The sequence below is a fragment of the Devosia sp. Root413D1 genome, from assembly GCF_001425235.1.
In the GTDB taxonomy this organism is placed as follows: domain Bacteria; phylum Pseudomonadota; class Alphaproteobacteria; order Rhizobiales; family Devosiaceae; genus Devosia_A.
Genome location: NZ_LMEA01000014.1, coordinates 226,611 through 232,930 on the forward strand (window position 1 = coordinate 226,611; position 6,320 = coordinate 232,930).

Here is a 6,320-nt window from a genome sequence, read left to right on the forward strand (position 1 = left end):
GTGCCGTCGGCATCGGTGGCCCACCGCGTCGAGGTGGCGGTGCCATGGAGAACGACCTGTCGCCGATGCCGACGCCACGCGCGAGCCAGGCAGGGATAGGAATCGTGCCCATGGCAAGCAAGCGACCTACCGACATCAACCTTGACACGACCGACTACAGGGTCCGCGGTGAGGACGGGAAGTACCGCATGCGACCTGATCGCGGGCTGAACCGCATCATGTCGATTGTGGCGCTTGCGGCCTTGGCGCTGTTCTATTTCGGGTTTCTGACCGACATCTTGGAGTGGCAGGTCTACTTGGTGATTGTCGCGTTCGGGTTCATGGCCGGCGGAACGTTCACTATGAGTCTGAAGCACCTCGACTGGTGATCACTGCCCGCCGATCTCAAGCCATTGAGGCTGCGACAATGCCGCCGCAACGCCCGGCGCCAGTAGGCCCTGGCGACTGGCAAGCGCCCGCGCCGCGATCAACTGGTCGACGTAGGCCGGTGATGGCCGATTCATCAGCGCCGCGGCAATACGAGCATTGACGGCTTCTGGCCGCATGCGGGCCGCAGTGTTCGTCGCCGTATCGATGGTCGTGTTCATTTGGTGTGTCGTCCGCTTCTTCGCGGTGATCTGATGCCTGCAAGGCCGCTTCGCCGTAATCTGACTTCATTAGCGACCACAGCATGCTCTCCGTTGTCGACGGATCGAGACCGACTTCGGCGGACCGGCCCTTGAACGCGTCGTCAGGACCTTGAAGTCGTTGGCCGCCGTGCCGATGGTCGAAGCTGCTCGGCCTGGCAGTAGGGGGACCGCAAGCATCTTGCGGCGCTGAGGACCTGTGGCCATATTGCCGATCGCTTCGACATGGATATGTTCTCACGATGTCCCGCACAGACAAGCTTATGCGCCAACAAGAGATCTTTGATCGCATGTCCGAGGGCGACAAGACGCGCTTGGTCATGAGGCAGAACAATCGGGAGGTGCTCTTTGAGTTGCGGTACATTCGATGGGTTCTGATCGTCATCGCCTGGGCCGCATTTTTCGCCCTTGGCAAGGCGTGGCCTGATTGGTGGCACTTGCCATGGTGGCCCTAGTAACTCGATCAAGTCCAAAGACACGACCCCTCCGGCTGGAGCATGCTGTTCCGCCGGACGGGGTGGCGTGGGTAAATCGGTCCAGGGCCCCGGGACGCGAGCCTCTGACGGATCGCATCGAGGCCTACGGCGCTGGTGCCTCCAATGGCGATTGCCCTGCTTCGAGACTTGCTCCGCGCCGCAGCCATGCGATCAGAGCCAACTCCTCTGCAGTGAGTTGCTTGCGCGGTACGGCCACGCCGCCGTTCCTTGCGATCAACGCTGCCGATTCAGCGGCGTTCTTGGTCAAGGTATTTGCGGTGACGCGACTGCCGATCCCCGCCGCGCCCAGCGCGATGGCAGTCGACCCGGCAAGCGTGGGTTCGTCTGCAACCATGCCAAGGGCCATGGCAGGGACTGCACCGGGAGGAGCAATCCGCCCAATGCCGCGCAGTACATTTGCGATGGGCGTGCCGTCGGCAACCTTATTGATGGCATCGATCTCGGCCTCGGTTAGCCCCCTAAGCTCGCCTCTTTTGATCTGGTGCTGCAGGGCCCTGAATTGGATGCGCAAGGCGTCCGCGAAGGCGGTGCCACCAGGCTCGTTGGCCTTTTCGGCCGCAGTTTCAATCGCGGTTTCGATGCGCTCGCCCTTCGCGGCACTGTGACTATGTGCGTTGCCCGTCTTCAGAGTCTCGGCCAGCGCGTCCGTGAACGTGTCGAACTCTTCGAGCATCTGGGTGGCGATGTGGCGTTCGGCGGGGTCGCTGCTTTTCGCAATGTCGGTGAGCCTGGTCCGCAGTGCCTTTATCTGCATGACGCTCATCTTTCGGCCCGCGAGGTCGTCGAAGGACTTGATGATCTGCACGATGGGCGTACGCGAGGCGTCCAGCCGGCCTTTACGTGAGATCAGCCCATTGGATTGCGCCACGTCGCGGATCGTGGCCGCGAGGCTTGCGGTTTGCGATGACCCTCTACCTGTTCAGAGATGGGTTCTCGGCTGAGGGTCGGGTGATTGCGGGTGCGCTGTTTGGCGGCGGCTTGGGCGTGTCCCTCGCAATGTGGCTTCGTAACGTGAGGGGGTAGCTGTCCGCGCTGCCGCGACGCCGCCCGGCGGGAGAAGGCTCTTGCGGTTGGCGAGAGCCCGCGCCGCGATCAACTGGTCGATATAGGCCGGTGTTGGCCGGTTCATCTGCGTCGCAGCGATACGAGTACTCACAGCTTCGGGCCGCATGCTGGCTGCAGTTTTCGCCGCTGTTCGCGGGATCGCGGTGAACAGGCTCGATAGAGGTCGCTAGATTGCGCGGGGAAACGTCGGGTTGACCGGGAAGATGGGAAGCGGTTTCGCTGTTCCCCAGCGCGTTGTTGAAGGACTTACCGAACCAGAGCGCTCCACCATCCAGTGGGACGACGAGCGCGAGGCATTGCTGCCCCGAAGACGCACCCGTATCGTTGGCGATGCAACGACGGGAGCGATACAGTGCAACTTCAGGAGTTTTTCTATTCCATACTCGGCGTGTTTGGAATCACCAACCCGATCGCGCTGAACGTGGCGGTCGGGGTGTTCTTCGGCATAGTTGCCAGCGGACTCTTTTACCACTTCGTCGTCCGTCCATTGCAGTCGCTGGTGAAACTCATCTTTGAGCGATCGATGTAGCGGCGACCGGTCATGGAACGCCCGTATTCTCACCGCGGACGGCAACCTCAATTGACCCCGGCTTGATGCATTAACACACTCAACTCGCCCAGTGGGTCGCGCGACGGACTGATCTGGCTGGTCTGCGCGGCTAGCATGGCACCGAGCGGTCCGAAACCGTTGGACCCGGAAGGTGATCCATTGAGCACTTGGTTAGCGAGGTACCGTCGTCCCGGTTTCGACAGGATTGCCCGACCGGCGGCATAGGGCGCGGCAACTCCGCCCAACGCTCCGATCGCCGCTCCGTTCACCGCTCCATTCGCATCGCCCATGTAGTAGCCAAGAGTGCCGCCAGCGACAGCCGGCACCGTTGCGAGCAGATTTCGCACGTTAGGTGCTGAGCCGGACGGCAGGGGTGTCATCAAGGCCTTGCCGCTGTCGGCGAGCTTTGCGAGATCTCCCTGTCCGGCCACGGCGGCTTTCTGCAACGCCTCTGGTGAGATCAGCCCGCCGGACGGGTCCTGCAATGCCGCCTTCTCAATAATGCTGAAGTCGCGATCCGCAGCGCGAGCCCACCGAAACGCGTCGATATCTCCCTTGGAAAGGTTGCTCTCCATAGCGTCGTCCAGGGCCCGCTGGATGTCCAGGAGCGCGGATTTCTGTGCGCGGTCGGCCGTCTCATGCGCCAGCAGGCCAACCCGGGTCCTGAGGCTAGCGTAGGCACTTCCATCAATCACGTGACCTCCACCTTTCGATTTCATCGCCGTGACGGCTTCGATGATGAAGTCATCGATCGCCGGCAGACGATCGGCCTCAGCGGTACTCTTGGCATACGTCTGGTATGCTTCGCCCAGCTTCTTGCCAAGTTTTCCGTCTGCCAGCAGGATGTCATTGCGCGAGCCGATGTCGCCAAATGCGGTGCCCAGGCGCTCATAACCAGCCTTCAGCACCTCTTTGGTTGCGCGACTGGCGTTAATGCCGGCCCGCTTGAGCACGGCCTGGGTGAACTGCTCTGCCTGCTGCTCGCTGAGCTGCGCCACCTGGGCACCGGCCAATTCACTTTCAATGTTCTGCAGGCCCTTGTGTCCGGTTTGCTGACCCGCGGAAAGGTCGATGCCCTCACGTCGCAACATCTCCATCGCGCCGAGCTGAGTGGGGTCCCGAACTGGAAATGGGGTGACGAGTTTCTTGCCGAGCCTGGTGGCGCCCGCTGCCGAAACAGTCCCCAATATCTGTCCTACAAGCTCGGCCCAAGGGTTGTTCGGGGCCAGCTGATCCGCAGTAGCGGCGCCGATGCCCGCGCCGGCTGCGAGGGTGAGTTCCTTGGCCGCAGCGGCAAGGGGGCGTGCCGCACGGCTCATCGTGGCCATCGTCGGGACGATCGAAGCGCCAATTTCCTCGCCAGCGCGGCGCACAAACTGCTTGCTGGGGTCATCGGTTTCCGGCGTGATCGCGCCGACATCGGCCATGAAGCGGTTGAACATCTGCGAGCCGCCTACCGGGTCCACGATCGGTTTGAGGGGCGGCTCCCGTCGTATGCCGGCGATCTGGTCCGCCAGGGTCTGCTCGGGCGTAAGCATCAGGTTCAGCCCACCGATGCCTAGGTTGATCAGGCCTGCACCGAGATCGACCGGCCCTCCGAGGAGCTTTCCGATGCCCCCGTTCACCCCGGACATGCCCTGCGCAAGGTAGCTTTCGCCGTAAGTCTCGGGACGGTTGGCGTTGGCGTCCTGCGCCCTGGCCAGATAGATCGCGAGCAGCGGATCTTCCGAATACGTTGGGGGCTGCTTTGGATCGAACGGTACCCAAGCCATCATTGCACCTCGTAGCTGTTGGTTATGGAGGAGAAACCGGCGGTAGCGCCGGCCTTGGCCCACGCGACGATGGAGTGGTGGCGCTGCTAGGGGGACTCCGCGGGCCGGATGCGTTCACTAACGGAGACGCGCGCCGCCAAAGGCGCCTAGCGCATCGGGCATGGCCCCTGGCCGGCAGGCCAGGGGATCGGGGCATCAGAAATACTCGATTTCCTGGGTGCGGCCGGAGAGGATCGTGGGCTTCAGGCCACGCAGCCGCTGTTCGGCGAGGAAGCGCTTCTGCTCGTCGGGCGCCACGCCGAAGGCGCGGGCCCGGGCATTGGCGAGCAGCACCGCGAGGTGGTCGAAGGCATCGTCGTCATAGGCATCGGGGTCGCCCCACACCCAGATATCCCGGGTAGCGAGGTCGCTCATGACAGGGGCAACCGCGTTGTCAATCTCATCGAAATCCTCGGCGGCAGCGGTCTGTCCGGCGCCGACGACGCCGAGTTCGGCCAGCGCACGGTTGACGAGGTCGTGACGGGTTTTGGGCATGGGGGCTCCTGGGTGGGAGGGGATAAGTGCGAGTCAGCCGGCGAGATGGGGGATTGCGCTGCAGTCGAACTGACGCACTGCAATCACCCCACACTCGGTGTCATCCCAGCGAAAGCTGGGACCCAAGCATCAGCTGGCGCGGGCGGCGAGTTGGGTCCCTGCTTTCGCAGGGATGACAGCCGGTGGGTGGGGCAGGGGCGAGGCCAACCAGTTTTCGCCGCCGGCCGCGCCCTAACCCACAAACGCCCGCTTCTCGGCCTCCGACAGCGCGTTGAAGGCGTGGGCTTCGGCCTTGTTGAGGCCGTCCTTGACCTTCTGGTCCTTGTCGCCACGGACGATGATGAACCGCCCGCCGCCATTGTGGATGGCCCTGAGCCCGATTGCCGGCGGGTCGGTTTCGTCGAGCACGGTGAGCGTGCCCTCGACCCCGAAATGTGGGTTGTGGATGAGCTTTCCGAGCAGGGCGACGTGCTCGGCATCGTCGAGCTCGCGCGGCTCGCCATCGAAGAAGCGCAGCCCCGCAAGGCTCACCACTTCGCTGTCGCCCTCGGGCGCGTGGTAGGTGACCTTCGCCATATCAGGGCCTACTTCATGTAGCCGAAAAAGCGCGGCTGGATGGTGCCGGCGACCGCCGTGGCCGCCGCGGCGACGGTCTTCCAGACGATCTCGGTATCGGCGGTGAACTCGTAGTTCAGGCCCGTCGCCGCCAGCGTAGTGTTGGTGCCGCCGGCCTGGCCGGTGGTGGCGCCGGTGGCGATGAACCGGTCATCGTCGCCGCCATCGCCAATGGCGAAGGTGAGGAGCGGTGAGCCGTTGCTGTCGAGGTCGGGCACCACCACCGAAATGCCGGTGAGCACGAAGCCGCGCGGCACCACGAACAGGCCGACGGTCTTGTTGAGGGCAAGGTCGCCGGCGACGAGCGCCACATCGGCGCCAAGGCACTTCATGGTCCGGGCAAAGCCCTGGTTGCCAACCTGCGGCTGGCTATAGGCGTTACGATCAGCCATGGCCGATCTCCTTTTGTGAGGGGGAATGGGAATGTGGGCAGGGTGCCTTCGCGCGCGGGCACCGGCCTCTCAGTGATCCTCCCCCGCGTGGCGGGGGAGGGGGACCGCCGTAGGCGGTGGAGGGGGCAGTAAGAGCCTGCAGTTGCGCACCGACCTACCTTCTCCCCTTGAGGGACTGTTGCGCAGTTGGCGAGGGCTGGTGGTTTGGGCCGCAGGCGTAGCCCTGAGGGGGCGGTTCTGGCGGCTTTTGCTGAGTAGGATTGGTAAGT

8 protein-coding genes are annotated in these 6,320 nt (G+C 63.7%); 2 read left to right on the top strand and 6 right to left on the bottom strand.

Going from position 1 to position 6,320, the window contains the following annotated elements; genetic code table 11:
• Positions 1–44 precede the first annotated feature (44 nt).
• A complete protein-coding gene (locus ASC89_RS27985; protein ID WP_055877266.1) occupies positions 45–368 on the top strand; it encodes a hypothetical protein in 324 nt (107 codons plus the stop codon).
• Here ASC89_RS27985 and ASC89_RS27990 read toward each other — a convergent pair whose 3' ends face one another.
• Both ASC89_RS27990 and ASC89_RS28000 read right to left on the bottom strand, forming a co-directional pair.
• A complete protein-coding gene (locus ASC89_RS27990) occupies positions 369–587 on the bottom strand; it encodes a hypothetical protein (protein WP_056004428.1) in 219 nt (72 codons plus the stop codon).
• Positions 588–1,205: 618 nt separating this feature from the next.
• On the bottom strand, positions 1,206–1,991 hold the full coding sequence (locus ASC89_RS28000; RefSeq protein ID WP_056004433.1) for a hypothetical protein: 786 nt from the start codon (positions 1,989–1,991) through the stop codon (positions 1,206–1,208).
• 549 nt (positions 1,992–2,540) lie between these two features.
• Here ASC89_RS28000 and ASC89_RS28660 point away from each other — a divergent pair.
• A complete protein-coding gene (locus tag ASC89_RS28660) occupies positions 2,541–2,717 on the top strand; it encodes a hypothetical protein (RefSeq protein ID WP_156384807.1) in 177 nt (58 codons plus the stop codon).
• Positions 2,718–2,764: 47 nt separating this feature from the next.
• Here the strand turns inward: ASC89_RS28660 and ASC89_RS28005 are convergent, their stop codons facing one another.
• From ASC89_RS28005 to ASC89_RS28020, 4 genes are all read right to left on the bottom strand, one after another.
• Positions 2,765–4,510 carry a hypothetical protein gene (locus ASC89_RS28005; protein WP_156384808.1) on the bottom strand — a complete coding sequence of 582 codons (1,746 nt, stop codon included), beginning with the start codon at positions 4,508–4,510 and terminating at the stop codon, positions 2,765–2,767.
• Between the two features lie 195 nt (positions 4,511–4,705).
• Positions 4,706–5,044 carry a hypothetical protein gene (locus ASC89_RS28010; RefSeq protein WP_055877250.1) on the bottom strand — a complete coding sequence of 113 codons (339 nt, stop codon included), beginning with the start codon at positions 5,042–5,044 and terminating at the stop codon, positions 4,706–4,708.
• Between the two features lie 231 nt (positions 5,045–5,275).
• Positions 5,276–5,620 carry a hypothetical protein gene (locus ASC89_RS28015; protein WP_055877247.1) on the bottom strand — a complete coding sequence of 115 codons (345 nt, stop codon included), beginning with the start codon at positions 5,618–5,620 and terminating at the stop codon, positions 5,276–5,278.
• Between the two features lie 8 nt (positions 5,621–5,628).
• Positions 5,629–6,051 carry a hypothetical protein gene (locus ASC89_RS28020; protein ID WP_055877244.1) on the bottom strand — a complete coding sequence of 141 codons (423 nt, stop codon included), beginning with the start codon at positions 6,049–6,051 and terminating at the stop codon, positions 5,629–5,631.
• Between the last annotated feature and the right edge of the window lie 269 nt (positions 6,052–6,320).